This is a genomic window from Pseudomonas sp. HS6, from assembly GCF_023375815.1.
GTDB lineage: Bacteria > Pseudomonadota > Gammaproteobacteria > Pseudomonadales > Pseudomonadaceae > Aquipseudomonas.
This window is the reverse complement of record NZ_CP067412.1, coordinates 1,494,749-1,510,199: the sequence shown is the minus strand read 5'-3', so window position 1 is coordinate 1,510,199 and position 15,451 is coordinate 1,494,749. Positions and strand designations below refer to the sequence as shown.

Annotated in this window: 12 protein-coding genes; 6 read left to right on the top strand and 6 right to left on the bottom strand. The window is 61.0% G+C overall.

The window, feature by feature from the left end:
- Nucleotides 1-74 precede the first annotated feature (74 nt).
- Entirely contained in the window at nucleotides 75-446 is a 372-nt protein-coding gene (locus JJN09_RS06765; RefSeq protein ID WP_192553448.1) for a DUF6124 family protein, read from the bottom strand.
- Nucleotides 447-826: 380 nt separating this feature from the next.
- On the opposite strand from JJN09_RS06765, the gene JJN09_RS06760 reads away from it, so the two are divergent.
- Nucleotides 827-1,336 carry a GNAT family N-acetyltransferase gene (locus JJN09_RS06760; RefSeq protein ID WP_249486390.1) on the top strand — a complete coding sequence of 170 codons (510 nt, stop codon included), beginning with the start codon at nucleotides 827-829 and terminating at the stop codon, nucleotides 1,334-1,336.
- 115 nt (nucleotides 1,337-1,451) lie between these two features.
- Nucleotides 1,452-1,943, top strand: a complete 492-nt coding sequence (locus JJN09_RS06755; RefSeq protein WP_249486389.1) for a hypothetical protein — start codon at nucleotides 1,452-1,454, stop codon at nucleotides 1,941-1,943.
- Between the two features lie 318 nt (nucleotides 1,944-2,261).
- Here the strand turns inward: JJN09_RS06755 and JJN09_RS06750 are convergent, their stop codons facing one another.
- Nucleotides 2,262-2,483 carry a CcoQ/FixQ family Cbb3-type cytochrome c oxidase assembly chaperone gene (locus tag JJN09_RS06750; RefSeq protein WP_085708239.1) on the bottom strand — a complete coding sequence of 74 codons (222 nt, stop codon included), beginning with the start codon at nucleotides 2,481-2,483 and terminating at the stop codon, nucleotides 2,262-2,264.
- A gap of 15 nt (nucleotides 2,484-2,498) precedes the next feature.
- Nucleotides 2,499-3,926 carry a cytochrome-c oxidase, cbb3-type subunit I gene (ccoN, locus tag JJN09_RS06745; protein ID WP_096821819.1) on the bottom strand — a complete coding sequence of 476 codons (1,428 nt, stop codon included), beginning with the start codon at nucleotides 3,924-3,926 and terminating at the stop codon, nucleotides 2,499-2,501.
- A gap of 319 nt (nucleotides 3,927-4,245) precedes the next feature.
- On the opposite strand from ccoN, the gene JJN09_RS06740 reads away from it, so the two are divergent.
- The 3 genes from JJN09_RS06740 (at nucleotide 4,246) to JJN09_RS06730 (ending at nucleotide 7,509) form a co-directional block, all read left to right on the top strand.
- On the top strand, nucleotides 4,246-5,919 hold the full coding sequence (locus JJN09_RS06740) for a nitrite/sulfite reductase (protein WP_249486388.1): 1,674 nt from the start codon (nucleotides 4,246-4,248) through the stop codon (nucleotides 5,917-5,919).
- Entirely contained in the window at nucleotides 5,916-6,395 is a 480-nt protein-coding gene (locus tag JJN09_RS06735; protein WP_249486387.1) for a DUF934 domain-containing protein, read from the top strand. Before JJN09_RS06740 ends, JJN09_RS06735 begins: the two co-directional genes overlap by 4 nt.
- Before the next feature lie 139 nt (nucleotides 6,396-6,534).
- Complete coding sequence (locus tag JJN09_RS06730; RefSeq protein ID WP_249486386.1) at nucleotides 6,535-7,509, top strand: hypothetical protein; 975 nt, start codon at nucleotides 6,535-6,537, stop codon at nucleotides 7,507-7,509.
- Nucleotides 7,510-7,745: 236 nt separating this feature from the next.
- On the opposite strand, the gene JJN09_RS06725 is transcribed toward JJN09_RS06730, so the two are convergent.
- Complete coding sequence (locus tag JJN09_RS06725) at nucleotides 7,746-10,094, bottom strand: tetratricopeptide repeat protein (RefSeq protein ID WP_249486385.1); 2,349 nt, start codon at nucleotides 10,092-10,094, stop codon at nucleotides 7,746-7,748.
- Between the two features lie 212 nt (nucleotides 10,095-10,306).
- Here JJN09_RS06725 and JJN09_RS06720 point away from each other — a divergent pair, with 212 nt between their 5' ends.
- A complete protein-coding gene (locus JJN09_RS06720; protein ID WP_249486384.1) occupies nucleotides 10,307-10,978 on the top strand; it encodes a DUF3313 domain-containing protein in 672 nt (223 codons plus the stop codon).
- Between the two features lie 117 nt (nucleotides 10,979-11,095).
- Here the strand turns inward: JJN09_RS06720 and JJN09_RS06715 are convergent, their stop codons facing one another.
- Both JJN09_RS06715 and JJN09_RS06710 read right to left on the bottom strand, forming a co-directional pair.
- Nucleotides 11,096-13,600: a fused MFS/spermidine synthase gene (locus JJN09_RS06715; RefSeq protein ID WP_249486383.1), complete on the bottom strand. Its 2,505-nt coding sequence runs from the start codon at nucleotides 13,598-13,600 to the stop codon at nucleotides 11,096-11,098.
- Between the two features lie 210 nt (nucleotides 13,601-13,810).
- Entirely contained in the window at nucleotides 13,811-15,397 is a 1,587-nt protein-coding gene (locus JJN09_RS06710; protein WP_249486382.1) for an arylsulfatase, read from the bottom strand.
- Nucleotides 15,398-15,451 lie beyond the last annotated feature (54 nt).

The window sequence follows — 15,451 nt, the reverse complement described above, 5'->3', positions numbered from 1 at the left end:
TGAGATCATTCCCACGCAGAGCGTGGGAGCGATCGAACGAAACGGCCCATGCAGGGCCGTTTTGGTTTCATCACTCAGGGCCGAGGCTCTGCCGCCACGTCCTGGTTATCCAGCACCCGATTCACCGCCAGCTCCGCCAGCATGATCAGTTGCCCGATGCCCAGCAGCACATGCCGCTGCGGCGCATCGATCATCCCGGCGAAATCGCTGGCCATGGTTTTGGCGGAGGTCAGGGTTTCGCAGGCGTCGGCCAGCAGTTCTTCGTTGGGGATGCCGGGGGCGATGAGGTAGCGGGTGTTGGGTTTGAGCAGCGGTTTTCTGGGGTGGAACGGATTGAGGTAGTGATCGAGGGCGCGGTCGGCGGCTTCGTGGAATTTCTTGGAGTCGAGGGTTTCGTAGGGCGAGGTCGGGTCGGTTTCGGGTGGGTTTGGCGTTGGTTTGATCATGATTGAATCTCCAGAGTCATGGAGCCGCCACGATTCGCTGCGATACGAAGGGGTGGCAGCTATACGCGGGTCGCAGACCGGGACTCTAGAACCGGCAGACCCGAGGGTCTCCCACGTACAGCCGCCATAAAACTGGAGGGTGTTGTGCGTCTAGAAATCGCGGGCTGCGAGACCCGATCACTGATTCATCAGCGACCCGGAAACGATAGAGCCGGCCCCCAAGGCGCACAAGCCGGCGGATTCTGGCGGATGCGTAGGCAATGGCGCAAGCCGTTGTGGCTTGCCGGACGTTTCGGTCAACAGCATTAAACAGGCATGGCGAATCCGTGAAGAGGCGGTTTACAGTGACCGGCCACGCACTGATCCAGGAGGGATCTTTCATGCCTGAGCACAACCCCGCCATTCACCTCGAACGCTTCAGCGAGTCCCACGTCGAAGGCGTCACCGCGCTTTACAACGACCCGGCCGTGACCCGGCAGGTGTTGCAGATGCCGTTTCAGTCTGCCGAGATCTGGCGCCAACGGCTGATGCCCGAAAACGAACGGATGGTGAAACTGGTGGTGTTGCATCAAGGTGCGGTGATCGGGCATCTCGGGCTGGAGGCTTTTTCGCGAATTCGCCGCAGTCATGCCGGCAGTGTCGGCATGGCCGTTGCGGTGGCGTGGCAGGGCAAGGGTGTCGGTTCGAAGCTGTTGGCAGCAGCGTTGGACATTGCCGACAACTGGATGAACCTGCACCGGGTCGAGCTTTCGGTGTACGCCGACAACGAGGCGGCCATCGGGCTCTACCGCAAGTTCGGCTTCGAAAACGAGGGCCTGTTTCGCGATTACGCCGTGCGTGACGGGCAATGGGTCGATACCTTGAGCATGGCGCGTCTGCGCAAGCGCTGACCTTTTGTCAGTCCATGGCCGAAGTGGCGGCCGTGCAGGCAAATGACTTGCACGGTCGTCCTTGGCATCTGCCATGCTCAAAGTCCGCAGCACCGCTCCTTGAAGGAACACCGCAATGGACGACGTACAGCAACTGGGCGAAATGCTTCGCCACTATGCCGACAGCGAAGCGCACAAGAAGCAATTGTTCGAGACACAGTCGGCGACCTGGGCCACACGGATTACCGAATTGTTCGGGCAGATCCAGCAATGGCTGGAGCCGGTGCAGGCACCGGGGTTGCTGGAGGTGAGTCGCGAAGCGTATGTGGCGTTCGGGCCGAGCATCCCCGTGGAAACATCGACCTTCAAGACTGAAAAGCTGAGCATCCTGATTGCCGGCAAACCGGTGGAGTTCGTGCCGGATGTGATGGGCAGTGGCGGGCAGATTTCGTTGGCAGTGATGGGGCTGACGGCGGCGCGCTACGGGAGTATTTCGCTGGTGGGGCTGCCGGGCGGGGAGTGGCAGTGGCGCAAGACCAATGGGTTGAAAGATCCCGACACCTTTGCCTTCGATGCGAATTTTCTTGCGCAGCAACTGCAGAGCCTGATTCCTCGAGACCGCACCTAAGATCAAGAGCCACCCCTCACCCCAGCCCTCTCCCCAGAGGGGAGAGGGGGAAAGGGAGCAGATCTGCGTTGTTTTCAAACCAGAGCTCGGGGGGAAAGGGAGCAGATCTGCGTTGTTTTCAAACCAGAGCTAGGGGGAAAAGGGAGCAGATTTTTGTTGTTTTCAATATTGAGTTCGACGGAAAGGGATCAGATCGGGGCTTTTCAGCGCTTGAGTTCGGCTCGACATTTCAGGTCGGCGTAACTCGAAAGAGCAACTCGGTCAGTCCCCTCTCCCTCCGGGAGAGGGTTAGGGTGAGGGCCGCTCGGCTGACACACCTCACATCTCAAGATTGACCCACCCCGGCTTCGCCACCTCCGGCGCCACCGCCTTCACAGTCTTGCCCGTAGCCAACTCAACCCGCCGCGCCACCTCCGGATCATCCGCAAACGGCGTCAGACTCGCATCATCCAGGCTCTCAGCCGTTTCGTGGCGCAAGCAGTACTCCACCGACAACCACAGAAACAGTACGCCCAACACATTCAAAACGATATCGAACATGACCGGCTCCCTTGATCAAGCGATCTGCGCTTCACGGTGGGCAATCGCAACATCCGCCACTCGCACCGTGCGCCACACGTTGTAGGCCATCAAGAGCATGCCCGTCAGGAAGAACACCCCGCCGGCAAAGCGCACCACAAACCCCGGATGACTGGCCTGCAGCGCCTCGACGAACGAATAGGTCAGCGTGCCGTCTTCGTTGATCGCCCGCCACATCAGGCCCTGGGTAATCCCGTTGACCCACATCGAGGCGATGTACAGCACCGTGCCGATGGTCGCCAGCCAGAAGTGCAGGTTGATCAGCGGCGTGCTGTGCATCCGTTCGCGGCCGAAGACCTTGGGCACCATGTGATAGGTCGCGCCGAAGGTGATCATCGCCACCCAGCCGAGAGCGCCAGCGTGTACGTGGCCGATGGTCCAGTCGGTGTAGTGGGAGAGGGCGTTGACGGTCTTGATTGCCATCATCGGGCCTTCGAAGGTCGACATGCCGTAGAACGCCAGCGACAAGACCAGGAAGCGCAGGATCGGGTCAGTGCGCAACTGATGCCAGGCGCCGGACAAAGTCATCATCCCGTTGATCATCCCGCCCCAGCTCGGTGCCAGCAGGATCAGTGACATCGCCATGCCCAATGACTGCGCCCAGTCCGGCAGCGCGGTGTAGTGCAAATGGTGCGGGCCGGCCCAGATGTACAGGGTGATCAGCGCCCAGAAATGCACGATCGACAACCGGTACGAATACACCGGCCGATTGACCTGTTTCGGCACGAAGTAATACATCATCCCGAGGAACCCGGTGGTCAGGAAGAACCCCACCGCGTTGTGCCCGTACCACCACTGCACCATGGCGTCGGTGGCGCCGGAATACACCGGATAGGACTTGAACCAGTCCACCGGAATCGACAGGTGATTGACCACGTGCAGCATGGCGATCACCAGGATGAACGCGCCGAAGAACCAGTTGCCGACGTAGATGTGTTTGGTCTTGCGCTGTACCACGGTGGTGAAGAACACCACGGCATACGCGACCCAGACCACCGCCATCCACACCGCGCCGGAGAATTCGATCTCGGCGTATTCCTTGGTGGTGGTGTAACCCATCGGCAGAGTGACCAGCATGATCACGATCACCGATTGCCAGCCCCAGAAAGTGAAGGCTGCGAGCTTGTCCGAGTACAGCCGCACCTGGCAGGTCCGCTGCACCGCGTAGTAACTGGCGGCAAATTGCGCGCTGCCGGCGAAACCGAAAATCACCAGGCTGGTGTGCAACGGTCGCAAGCGGCCGAAGGTGGTCCACGGCAAGTCCAGATTCATGTCCGGCCATACCAGTTGCGAGGCGATCCATACCCCCATCGCCATGCCCACGACGCCCCAGAAAACAGTCGCGATGACGAATTGGCGGACGACCTTGTAGTTATAAGCCTGTCCGATTGTTGCTGTGCTCATGGTCAGTTCTTCCACGGTTGCAAAGTCTTGCCAGGCCACCCGGTCTGGCACGAGCTGCACTGTAGAAACCCCACCGGAAACAAAACAGGCTCAGGAATTGTTCATTTATGCGGATCAGATTGAAGCGCTGCCTGCGGCCATCTGCCGCGCCCTGATACGGTTTTTATGCGTTCAGGTGAATCTGTAACGGGCTGCGCTGCAACGTCATAGTGCTTTCAGGAATCTGTGGGAACGAGGCTTCTAGAGATTGCGCCAGATCGCGCAATCTCTAGAAGCCTCGTTCCCACAGGAGTTGTGCTGAGTGCTGATGAGGTAGCCGATGTATCAATACGACGATTACGACCGGGCGCTGGTGTTCGAGCGCGTTGCGCAGTTTCGCGATCAGGTCGAGCGCTTCATGGCCGGGCAGTTGAGCGAAGAAGAGTTCCTGCCGCTGCGCCTGCAAAACGGCCTGTACATGCAAAAGCACGCCTACATGCTGCGGGTGGCAATTCCCTACGGCACCTTGAGCGCCGAACAGATGCGCACACTGGCGAGCATTGCCAGTGACTACGATCGAGGCTACGGCCACTTCACCACGCGGCAGAACATGCAGTTCAACTGGATCGAACTGAAAGAGGTGCCGGACATCCTCGAACGTCTGGCGCAGGTCAACATGCATGCGATCCAGACCTCGGGCAACTGCGTGCGCAACATCACCACCGAAGCCTTCGCCGGGGTCGCGGCGGACGAGCTGATTGACCCGCGCCCGCTGGCGGAGATCCTGCGGCAATGGTCGACGATCAACCCGGAATTCCTGTTCCTGCCGCGCAAGTTCAAGATCGCCATCTGCTCGGCGAAGCAGGATCGCGCGGCGATCATGATGCACGACATTGGCCTCTACCTTTACCCAGGTCGTGGCGGGCAAATGCTGCTGCGGGTGATCGTCGGCGGTGGTCTGGGGCGCACGCCGATCCTCGGTTTGCAGATCCGCGATGGCCTGCCGTGGCAGCACTTGCTGTCCTACGTCGAGGCGGTGCTGCGGGTCTACAACCGCCACGGCCGGCGCGACAACAAGTACAAGGCGCGGATCAAGATTCTGGTCAAGGCGCTGGGCATCGAGGCGTTCGCCAAAGAAGTCGAAGAAGAATGGCAACACCTCAAGGACGGCCCGGCGCAACTGACTGAGGATGAATACCTGCGGGTCGCCAACGCCTTTGTGTCGCCGAGCTATCGCACGCTGGCGGGCACCGATCTGGATTTCGGTACGCACCTGGCCGACAACCCGGCGTTCGCCCGTTGGGTCGCGCGTAATGTGCAACCGCACAAAGTGCCGGGCTACACCAGCGTGGTGCTGTCGACCAAACCGGGCCTGGCTTCGCCGCCTGGGGACGTGACCGGTTTACAGATGCTGGCGGTGGCCGACTGGTCCGAGCGTTTCGGCTTCGGCGAGATTCGTATCGCCCACGAGCAGAACATCGTCTTGCCGGATGTGCCCAAATCCGATCTGTATGCGCTGTGGCAACTGGCGAAAGAGCAGGGGCTGGGCGCTGCGAACGTCGGCCTGCTGACCGACATCATTGCCTGCCCCGGCGGTGACTTCTGTGCGCTGGCCAACGCCAAATCGATCCCGATCGCCCAGGCGATTCAGGCGCGTTTCGACAACCTCGATTACCTGCATGATCTGGGCGACATCAGCCTGAACATCTCCGGTTGCATGAACGCCTGCGGCCATCACCACATCGGCAACATCGGGATTCTTGGCGTCGATAAAAACGGCAGCGAGTGGTATCAGATCACTCTCGGCGGGTCTCAGGGCAAGAACAGCGCACTGGGCAAAGTTATCGGCCCGTCGTTCAGCGCCGCCGAAGTGCCGCAGGTCATCGAGCGGATCATCGGCACCTTCGTGCGCTACCGCGAGAGCGAAGAACTGTTCGTCGATACCGTGGCGCGCATCGGCCTGGAGCCGTTCAAGGAACGGGTCTACCCGAAAGCGCTGGAGGTGTTGGCATGAACAACCTGCTGCGGATGGAGGCGAGCGGGGCGCGGATTGTGCCGGAGGATCCGTGGACGCTGATCCGCTCACCTGAAACAGAGTCCAGCGTTGGGATGTTGATTCTGCCGCTGGCCCACTGGCTCGAATCACCCTCGACCCATGCAGTCTGGCTGGGCCCGGACGACGGCGTCGAAAGCCTGCTGCCATGGCTGTCATCGCTGCCGCTGATCGCCCTCGACTTCCCGAGCTTTCGCGACGGCCGCGCCTACAGCCAGGCCTACTTGCTGCGCAGCCGTTTCGGCTGGAAAGGCGAGTTGCGGGCGATTGGCGATGTACTGCGCGATCAGCTGAGCCACATGCGCCAGTGCGGTTTCGACAGCTTCGCGGTGCGTGAGGACAAATCCGCCGAGGATGCGCTCAAGGGGTTGGCGGGGATGAGCGTGTTGTATGGGCGTTCGGTCATCGAGCCGAGGCCGTTGTTCCGTCGGCGTTGAAGCGAGGCCCGCACAGGGGAAACCCTTAGAACCCTTACAAATCGGGGATTTTTTCTTGGGTCGATGGTGGCCTTTTGGTAGAGTCCCCGTCGCCAGCGGGTTTTCGGCTGGACGACGGAACGAAGAAGGGAGTCTGTTTGTGAGTGCGGGCAAGAAGATCTTGGGCCTGACGGCGTTGCTGTTGATGTTGACGTTGTGGGCCGGTTACATCTACGTATTCAACGAAAGCCGTGGCGGTCAGCTCGGCGGTGTCGGCGAAAGCACCGCGTGGTGCGGCACGCCGCCATCCTCGGATGCGGCGCTGCTGGGCAAGGATCAGTTGACCTTGCGCATCACCAACAACCTGCGCGGGGAGTTCATGCTCAGCGGCGCGGTGGTGGTGTCCGAACGCACCTTCAACCGCTATGACCTGGGCCGCAACGAACTGCGTCTGCGCCTGGAACCGTTGCAGTGGTCCTACGGCGTCACGCCGATCTTCCTTGAGCAAGTGAAAGTCCTGCCGCTGAGTCGCAACCTCGCCTCGACCGACAAGAGTGCGTTCGCCCAACTCGAATCGCGCCCGATCGGCGTTCAGGGCCGGGTCACCGAGTTTCCGTTCGACACCTATCGCTACGGCTACAAGCCAGTCCTGTATTACCTCAAGGGCAACGAGCGCGTCGACCTGCGCTTCAAGAACATCACCACGCTGATGGAGATGTCCAACACCTTCACACCCATCCAGAAGTACAACCGCGCCGACTACATCAACGAGAAAAACGTGATGGTCCGCGACGAAGACTACAAAGCCTACGGCCACCACGAATGCGCGTTCAGCGTCGAGCGCAAAGGCGCGTTCAAGGTTGTGGTGCTGCTGATGCTGCTGGTGTTGTGCCTGCCGTTGTTGCTGGTGTTCTACCGCGATGAACCGGGGATCGATTTCCTTGCCACGCTGGTGGGGATCGGCGTGGTGCGCACCGTGCTGGTGGGACCGGTGCAGGATTTTCAGCTGTACAACATCGACTTCCTGTTTGGTGCGGCGTTGTTGCTGGTGGGTACGGTTTCGTTGATCAAGGCGATGCGGTTGAATAGCCGGCGGGAGATGGCGTTGCGGAGTGGGGAGAGTTCGACCTGGTAGCGCTTGTGCCGCGCTAAAGTCAAAAGCCCCTCACCCCAGCCCTCTCCCGGAGGGAGAGGGAGCCGACCGAGTTGTGCTACTACATACATCGACCTGAAAAATCGCGTCGATTATGGATTCAGGGCAGATCGTTCAAGTCGGTGTATCTCTCAAATATCCCCCAATCGGTTCCCTCTCCCTCTGGGAGAGGGTTAGGCGGGCGGCGTTCCGATGAGGGCTTGGCAATCTGAAGCCGATCACTTCAAAGCCGGATCCCCCACATTCATCCTCTTCCACCCCTGCAACAACACCTGCGCCTTCGGCTCCTGCCCACTGTCCAGATACCACTGAATCAGCGACAACCGCGCATTGCGGTTTGCAGGCTGTGCCTTGAGCAGTTTCTCCAGTTGCTCGCTCGCCTGATCCACCTTGCCGCTGTCATGCAATGCCACCGCCAGCACATAACCGTACTGCGCGTTCTGCGGTTCCAGTTGCGCCGCTTTGCTCAGGGCCGACATGGCTTCGGCGGTCTTGCCCGCGCGGATTAGTGACAGGCCTCGGGTGTGTTGCAGCAGGGCCGCGTCAGGGTGTTCCTTGAGGCTGGCATCGAGCAGTTGTTGCGCCTCCTGACCACGACCATTGGCCTCCAGCCATTGCACCAGCGTCACCAGCGCCGGGTAGAAGTCCGGATCGCGTTTCAATGCTGTTCGCAACAGACCTTCAACCTCCGTACCTCGACCGCTGGCCTGATAGAGCATCGCCAGATTCAGGTTGGCCTCGGCACGTTCGGCGAGGCTCTTCTGCACGGCTTCGTACTCGGCAATCGCCGCCTCCCAATTGGCCTGAGCCGGGCCCAGTCCATTGCGGGCAACACTCAGCAGATCCCGCGCCGCGACGATTCGTACTGCTTTCACCGGATCACCGAGCAACGGTGTCAACAGCGGCAAACGCTCTGGTGGTGGCAGGAACGCGCTGATCGCCCGCACCGCGCTTTCGCGCACCTGTGGCGCCGGATTCTTCAGATCCGTGGTCGCCAGTTTCAGCGCCTGTTCACTTGGATAGAGCGGCAGTTCCGCGAGCAATGTCGCTCGTTGGATGGCCGGCAGATTGCTGCGTTGCAACTGCTCATACAACGCCTGCGCGGCGCCCGGCTGGCCGTTGCGAATCAGCCACAAGCTCTCGTCGTAACGCGGCGCTTGAGGTTCGGTCGAGGCACTCCACAATTTGAATTGTGCGGTGACTTTGTCGCCGGCCTTGCCTTGGTGACAGGTCAGGCAGGCGTCAGGCGTGCCGAGTTTTTGCGCACGCTCCGGGTTGGGGATGCTGAAGCTGTGGTCATGCCGGAAGTCGTTGCCCATGTAGAACTTGCCGGGCATGTGGCAATCCACGCATTGCGAGCCGGGTTGGCCCATGGTGTGGCGGGTGTGTTCGACGCTGTCGTAGTTTTTCGCTTGCAGGCCCTGGCCGTCGACGCCTTCGACCGAGGTCTTGCCGGCGGTGTTGTGGCATTGCAGGCACACCGCGTTGCCCGGTGCTTTCAGTTCGGTGCTGTGAGGGTTGTGGCAGTTGCTGCAGCGCACGCCCTTGTCGAACATTTTGCTCTGGGCGAAGGACCCGTGTTCGAACACTTCGTCCTTGATCTTGCCGTCCAGCGCATACAGTTCGCGGGTCAGGGTGCTGGGCAGGTAATCGTCCATCAGCCGTTTGCCGACGGTGTAGCCATCGCCCAGCGGTGCGCGACGGGCATGGCAGCGGGCGCAGGTTTCGATTTCGACGGTGACGTTCTTGTTCTTGAGGTCGACGTCGAACCCGGCGTGGATCAGGTCGGTTTTTCTCGCCGTCCATTGCAGATGATTAGACGCCGGCCCATGGCAGGCCTGGCAACCGACGCCGAGGCTGTTCCAGTGGCTGGCGAAGGTGTTGGTCGCAGCGTCGAAATTGCGTTTGAACCCGGTGGTGTGGCACTCGACGCACATGAAGTTGGCGTTCTGGCTCGGCTTGCTCCAGTGCAGCGGGTTCTTGAAATTCACGCCCTGGCCGGGGTAGAGGTGAAACCAGCGGTTTTTCTCGGTATCCCACGCGATGCCAAGGGCCTGCAACCGGCCTTCACCGACTTCGATCAGGTATTGCTGAAGCGGCGCGATGCCGAAGGTATAAGCGACCTTGAAGTCGGCATTCCTGCCGTCGATACCCGGCGTATTGACCCAGAAATCATCGCCCTTGCGCGAGAAACGGGTGGTTTCGTTTTCAGCCTTGAAGGTGACATTGTTGAAGTCACCGAGCATGGTTTCGGCATTCGCCGGTTGCATCGCCAATTGGTGATGGGAGCCTTGCCAGTCCTTGAACTGTTGCTGGTGGCAGCCCTGGCATTGCTGCTCGTCGACCATGGACGCGGGCAGTGTGGGTGCAGGTTTGGTCGCCACCGCCACAGGCGTGTTGACCGGCACGACTTTGACCGGTGATGGAGCGGGGCTGAACAGAAACCAGCCGATCCCCGCCACGGCCGCGAGCAGCAGGCCGATGGTGGCAGGAAACAGGTAGCGTGAAATCGAGGTCGGTGAAGCATCAGGCTGGCGCGGTGCATCTTTATTCTTATGCTTGGGCATTGCGACTTCCGTAGTCCAGGTGCGTTTGCCTTCTGGCGTGCGTTCAAGCTCGATGCAGCTTTGCCGCCTGACCTGCATCTGTCAAATGACCGTTGTGAGCCGGTAGGCAACGTGGCGCGAATATTGTGTGTTCTGATCGCAATTCGCGGGTTTTTAGCTATACCTGTAACTCCCCCAGCCAACAAATCAGGCCTTCTGACAGGAGTTACAGCATGAAGCTAGCCGTGATGATGAGCAGTCTGTGCATTGCCACTCTCGGAGTGGTGGGTTGCTCCAGCAAAACCGTTGCTCCAGAAGAGTACTCCGGGTTCCTCAAGGACTACAGCCAGCTCAAGGAGGCCAAGTCCCCGTCCGGCGCCGAGGTGATGCGCTGGGTCGATCCGAAGATTGATATCAACAAATTCACCAGCGTCTACATCGAGCCGACGCAGCTTTACCCGAAACCTCAACCAACCGTGAAGATTCCGCAACAGACCCTCAACGGCATCACCGCTTACTACGATCAGGCGCTCAAGCGTGAAGTGGGCAAATCCTTGCCACTGGCCAACGGTCCTGGCCCTGGCGTGATTGTGGTGCGGGCGGCGATCACAGCTGTGAGCAGCAAGACCGAAGGCCTGCATGCCTATGAAGTGATCCCGATCGCGCTGGTGGCAGCAGCGGTCACCACGGCCAGCGGCAGTCGCGATCAGGAAACCACCCTGGCCACCGAAGCGGTGTTCCTCGATGGCGGCAACAACAAAGTGGTCGCGCAGGTTGTCCGTAAAGGCACTGGCAAACCGCTGGAAAACGACACTCAGGTGATGAAAGCCACCGATGTGAAAGCCGTGATCGATGGCTGGGCATCGGACATGCATCAGTCGTATCTCAAGCTCAAATCCAAATAATGCAGCGGGGCTGATGGCCTCATCGCTAGCAAGCTAGCTCCCACATTGGATTGCTGAACACTGCAAATCCCCTGTGGGAGCTAGCTTGCTAGCGATTGCGATGTAACAGGCGCCACATCACTGCCCGACAAACCAGCGAAAGTATGGATTCCCGCCATCCCCCTGCATCACCTCGCGAATATCCCGTCCCCACGCGTCCCGATCCCCGTCATAGGCGTGCAGGCTTGCGCGGTAGAACTGCATCAGGCGCTGTCTGTGCCCCTGCATCCGTTCTTCAAACCCGGCATCGGCATTCACCAACGGTGGCGCAACATAAAGGTCCAGCAGCGCCGGCAACACCCGTGTGATTTCCTTGGTGCGCACCCACGGCGCGTATTCGATGCGCGGCTGATCGTCGCTCACCGCCGGTGCGTCTGCCGCAAAACGTTCGAGGCCGGCGCGATCGGTGACCCAGGTCGACAGCAACGCCGGCGCCGAACCGATGCCGACGTCCTGCAAGGTACTGCGTACGCTGTCCTGTTGCAGGCGTCGGGTGATTTTTTCGGCATCCAGTTCGATGGGTGTCAGCGAGCCCACCAGCAGCATCTCGTGGAACTCGCTGGTCCACAGCGTCGCGTACGGAAACACGTCGAGAAAACTGCGCACCAACGACCGCGAGTCGTCGATGTTCTGGGTCGGCAGCGGCAACCATTGTGCGACCAGTCCCTGTTTCTCCAGACGGCTGGCGGCCAGTTGATAGAAGTCCCGGGAATACAGATTCACCACGCCGGCCGCGGAGGGCGGTGGCGGTTCGAGAGTGATCAGGTCATAGGTCTGTGGGCTGCGCAGCAGTTCCTGGCGACCGTCGCGCAGCCGCACATCGACGCCGGGATCGCTTGCGGCATTGAAGTTGCCCTTGAACAGCGGCGCAGCCTTGATCACTGACGGAAGCAGTTCGGCCACGACCCGATGTTCCAGCCCCGGATAGCGCAGCAACGCGCCGGCAGTGATGCCGGTGCCGAAGCCGATCACCAGCGCCGAGCGCGGTTCGCCGTTGTGGATCAGCAGTGGGAGCAGCGCCTGAATCCGCATGTAGCGCAGCGACGGCATGGCATCGCCGGTGTTCGAAACGCCCTGGATGTACAGGCGCTGAAATGCGTTCTGGCCCCGGCCTTGAGTGACCACCGCGACCGTGCCGCCGCGTCCTTCCTCGTAGAAGGCCAGCTCGCCGTTGCGCGCTCCGGGGAGCAGGCTGGCGAGTTTGTCGACCGGGGTCAGCACGGCCAGTGCAACGGACAGCAAGCCCAACGCGGCCACTGCCTGGCGCCGGCCTTTCTTCACACCATGGCCCTTGCGCACGGCGAACCAGCCGATGCCGGCAGCGATGATCGCCAGCAAGCCCAGCGTGCGCACCAGCCCCAGCAATGGAATCAGCAGAAAACCGCAGAGCATCACCCCGATGATCCCGCCCAACGTGTTGAACGCTACCACCGCGCCGACATCGCGGCCGACATGCTCGTGACCGACACTCAAGCGCAGGGCCAACGGAAACGCTGCGCCCAGCAGCAAGGTCGGCAGGAACACAATGCACAACGCCGCAACAGCGAAACGTGCGCTCATGCCGGCCAGTTCACTGGCGCCTTGAGTCACGAGCCAGATTTCCGCCTGACTCTGGGCGATCACCAGCCAGCGCCCGAGCAGGGCGATTTCCAGCAGGGCAATCAGTCCCGCGCCGGCGATCAGCAGCCCGAACACGCCCCACGGATCGCGAATCCGTTCGACGCGACGGGCGAGCAAGGCGCTGCCCAGAAACAGCCCGGTCAGGTAGGTCGCCAGCACCACGGCGAACGCGTAGGTGCGGGTACTCATGAACTGCACGATCGATTGCGACCACACCACTTCGTAGCCGAGGGCCACCCCGCCGGCTATGGAATACAGCCAGAGGGCGGTGCGATCAGGGGCTTTTTCGCTGTGATGTTTGAGCGGCGCTTCTATCGGCATCGGATGCTGGCGCTGCCAACCCAATGCGCCAGCGGCGGCCAGCAGATTGAGCATCGCTGCGGCCAACGCACTGCCGCGTACACCGAGGGTGGCGATCAACACGAACGCGGCGAGCAGGGTGCCGACAATCGCTCCCAGGGTGTTCGCCGCATACAACTGGCCGCCGCCCTTGCCCGGCGCACTGCCCAGCGAGCGCACCAGCACCGGCAGCGTGCCGCCCATCAACACCGCCGGAACGCCCACCAGAATGAACGGCAACACCCAGGCCAGCAGGCCGACATGCTCCTGCAACCAGGCAAACGGACTGGCCGCCAGGCTCATGGCAAACGTCGCACCGACGCCCAGCACGGCCACCAGCACTTCCAGCCCGGCATACAGCAGAACCGGTTGCGCCAGGCGATCCGCCCAGCGCCCGAACAGCCAGCCACCGATGGCCAGCCCGGCAAAGAAGGCGCTGATGCCGGTGGTGATCGCGTAGACCTCGACACCGACCACCAGCGACAGCTGCTTGATCCACAACACCTGATACACCAGCGCCGCCGCGCCGGAAATGCACAGCAGCAGGGCGGGGATCAGCAACGCCGGGGCGGCGGTGTGGGGGATGGGATGGGCCGACGACTTGCTGGCGACACGTGAGGACATTGCGACTGCCTTGTTCCAGTTTGAAAGTTGCTGCGACAGGGCGGGCCTCATCGCTGGCAAGCCAGCTCCCACAGGGATCTCTAGTGAACACAAATGTTGTGTACGACCGAGAACCTTGTGGGAGCTGGCTTGCCAGCGATTGGGGCCAACACGGTCACAAGCCGAAATCAGTGCCGCTCGTCGAGGACGGCGAGCGGCGGTCCAGCGGTCTTACTGTGCAGGCTGGTTCTTCATTTTCTCTTCGATCTTCGCGTCCACCGCAGCACGGATCTGGTCGATGCTGAAGCTCGCCGGTTTCTGGCTAGGCGGATACTCGATGAAGGTCTGGAGGAAACGCGCTGCCTTGGTGGTGGCGACGGCGACCAGATAAACGTTCTTGGTCGACCAGTCGTAATACTGATCGGACACCACGTCGGCCCGCTCATACGGGTCCATTCTCAGATTGAAAATTTTCGGTACGCGCAACGGAGTGAACGGGTTGCTCCACACCGCGAAGCCACCGGGCGCGCGTTGCTCGGCGAACACGGCTTTCCAGTTGCCGAAACGCATCGACACCAGCATGCCGTCGTCGTTGAAGTAGTAGAACTCGTTGCGTGCACCGTTCGGTTGTTGGCCGGTCAGGTAAGGCAGCTGGTTGTAGCCGTCCAGATGCACCTTGAAGTTGGTGCCGCCACTGGTGGGTGCCCAACCTTTGAGCAGCTTGCTGGCCACATCGGTATCACCGGCCGCCGCGAGCAAGGTCGGGAACCAGTCGAGCCCGGAGAACATCTCGTTCGAAACTTCACCCGGTTTGACCTTGCCCGGCCAGCGGATCATCGCCGGTACGCGGTACGCGCCTTCCCAGTTGGAGTTCTTCTCGTTGCGGAACGGCGTGGTCGCCGCGTCCGGCCAGGAGAACTGGTTCGGCCCGTTATCGGTGGTGTAGACGACGATGGTGTTGTCGGTGATTTTCAGGTCGTCGAGGGTTTTCAGCAGTTTGCCGACATCGCCGTCGTGCTCGACCATGCCGTCCGCGTACTCGTTGCCGGGCATGCCGCTCTGGCCCTTCATCGAGTCACGCACGTGGGTGAACAAGTGCATGCGGGTGGTGTTCATCCAGACAAAGAAAGGCTTGTCGGCCTTGGCTTGCTTCTCGATGAACGCCTGGGCGGCGGCGGTAGTTTCGTCGTCGATGGTTTCCATGCGTTTGGTGGTCAGCGCGCCGGTGTCTTCGATCTTGCCGTCGGCGAAGCTGTGGATCACGCCACGCGGGGAGTTGGCCTTGACGAACTCCGCATCGTCTTTCGGCCAGTAAGGACGCTCCGGCTCTTCTTCGGCGTTGAGGTGATAGAGGTTGCCAAAGAACTCGTCGAAGCCGTGGTTGGTCGGCAGGTATTCGTCCTTGTCACCGAGGTGGTTCTTGCCGAACTGGCCGGTCGCGTAGCCCTGGGACTTGAGTGCCTGGGCAATCGTGATGTCGCGCTTTTGCAGCCCGACCGTGGCGCCCGGTGCGCCGACTTTCGACAGGCCGGTACGCAGCGGCGTCTGGCCCGTGATGAAGGAGGATCGTCCTGCGGTGCAGCTGTTCTCCGCGTAGTAGTCGGTGAACATCATGCCTTCCTTGGCGATCCGGTCGATGTTCGGCGTCTTGTAGCCGACCACGCCCATCGAGTAGGCGCTGATGTTGGTCTGGCCGATGTCATCGCCGAAGATCACCAGAATGTTGGGTTTTTCAGCCGCTGTGGCAGTTGCCGACAGCGCCATCACCGACGTTGCCACGAGGGCGAGTTTCGGTAGCCACTTGCGTATGCGAGTCATCAGACTTGCTCCTTTTGCGCGGGGGTGGTGTGGTGCGTCAAACGTTTCTTGCAG